Origin of the sequence: Paracoccus hibiscisoli (assembly GCF_005048265.1) — a bacterium.
Taxonomy (GTDB): Bacteria; Pseudomonadota; Alphaproteobacteria; order Rhodobacterales; family Rhodobacteraceae; genus Paracoccus; species Paracoccus hibiscisoli.
The window spans coordinates 1-1,760 of the sequence record NZ_SUNH01000080.1 but is presented as its reverse complement, the minus strand read 5'-3'; the positions used below and the strand labels follow the sequence as shown (position 1 = coordinate 1,760).

The following is a 1,760-nucleotide window of genomic DNA, read 5'->3' as shown; positions in this document are numbered from 1 at the left end:
GATGCGCTGCGGCGGCTGGAGTATCGGGGCTATGACAGCGCCGGGGTCGCCACGGTGGACGGCGCCGGGCGGCTGGAGCGCAGGCGCGCGGTGGGCAAGCTGGTCAACCTGTCGGACCTCTTGGTCCACCAGCCGCTGACCGGGCATGCGGGCATCGGGCATACGCGGTGGGCCACCCATGGCGCCGCGACCGAGGTCAACGCCCACCCCCATCAGTCCGGCCGCGTCGCCGTCGTCCATAACGGCATCATCGAGAATTTCCGCGACCTGCGCGCCGATCTGGCCGCCCTGGGCATCACCCCCCAATCGCAGACCGATACCGAGACCGTGGCCCTGTTCACCGCGCATCACCTGGACCAGGGCATGACCCCGCTGGAGGCCGCGCGCGCCACCCTGGCCCGCCTGCAGGGCGCCTTTGCGCTGGCCTTTCTGTTCCAGGACCAGCCCGACCTGCTGATCGCCGCGCGCCGCGGCAGCCCGCTGGCCATCGGCCATGGCGACGGAGAGATGTACCTGGGGTCGGACGCGGTGGCGCTGGCGCCCTTCACCGACCGCATCACCTATCTGGAGGATGGCGACCACGCCGTCCTGACCCGCGCAGGCGTGCAGATCTGGGACGCGGACGGGCACCAGACCCACCGCCCCACCGCCCGCATCGACGTGGGCGCGACCGTCATCGACCGCGCCGGCCACCGCCATTTCATGGCCAAGGAGATCGCCGAACAGCCCGTGGTGATCGGCGACGTGCTGACCCATTACGTCAAGGGCTGTCGGATCGTCCTGCCCGAAGGCCTTGATTTCGCAGGCCTGGACCGGGTGACGCTGGTCGGCTGCGGCACCGCGCATCTGGCGGGCCATGTGGCGAAATACTGGTTCGAACAGCTGGCAGGCCTGCCCTGCGACATCGATGTGGCCTCCGAATTCCGCTATCGCGAGCCGCCCTTGTCCCCCGCCAGCCTGTTCATCGCCATCAGCCAGTCCGGAGAGACCGCCGACACGCTGGCGGCCCTGCATTACGCGCGCGGCCGCGTGGCGCGGACCGTGGGGCTGGTGAATGTGGGCACCTCGGCCATCGCGCGGGATGCGGACATGGCCCTGCCCACGCTGGCCGGGATCGAGGTCAGCGTGGCCTCGTCCAAGGCCTTCACCTGCCAGCTGGCGGTGCTGGCCGTGCTGGCGCTCAAGGCGGCGCATGACCGGGGGCGGATCGACGACGCGGGCTTGGCCGCGCATCTGCGCGACCTGCGCGCCATTCCGGGCCTGATGGCGCAGGCGCTGGCCCTCTCGGATGCCTGCCGCGAGCAGGCCGACTGGCTGGCCCAGGCCCGCGACGTGCTGTATCTGGGGCGCGGCGCGCTGTACCCGGTCGCGCTGGAGGGCGCGCTGAAACTCAAGGAGCTCAGCTATATCCACGCCGAGGGCTATGCCTCCGGAGAGCTGAAGCACGGCCCCATCGCGCTGATCGACGGCGACGTGCCGGTGGTGGTGCTGGCGCCGCATGACGCGCTGTTCGACAAGACCATCTCGAACATGCAGGAGGTGATGGCGCGCCACGGCCGGGTGCTGCTGATCTCGGACGCGGGCGGGATCGCTGCGGCAGGCGAAGGCGTGACCGCGCATCTGGCCCTGCCCCCCGGAGGCGGCATCTTCCAGCCGATCCTCTATGCGGTGCCGATGCAGTACCTAGCCTACCACACCGCCGTCGCAAAGGGCACAGACGTCGACCAACCCAGAAACCTGGCTAAATCCGTAACCGTCGA

At 70.1% G+C, this 1,760-nt stretch carries 1 protein-coding gene; it reads left to right on the top strand.

What is annotated here, in order from left to right; all coding sequences use genetic code 11:
* A partial coding sequence (gene glmS / locus FA740_RS19320; RefSeq protein WP_136858412.1) for a glutamine--fructose-6-phosphate transaminase (isomerizing) occupies positions 1–1,760 on the top strand: 1,760 nt, incomplete at both ends.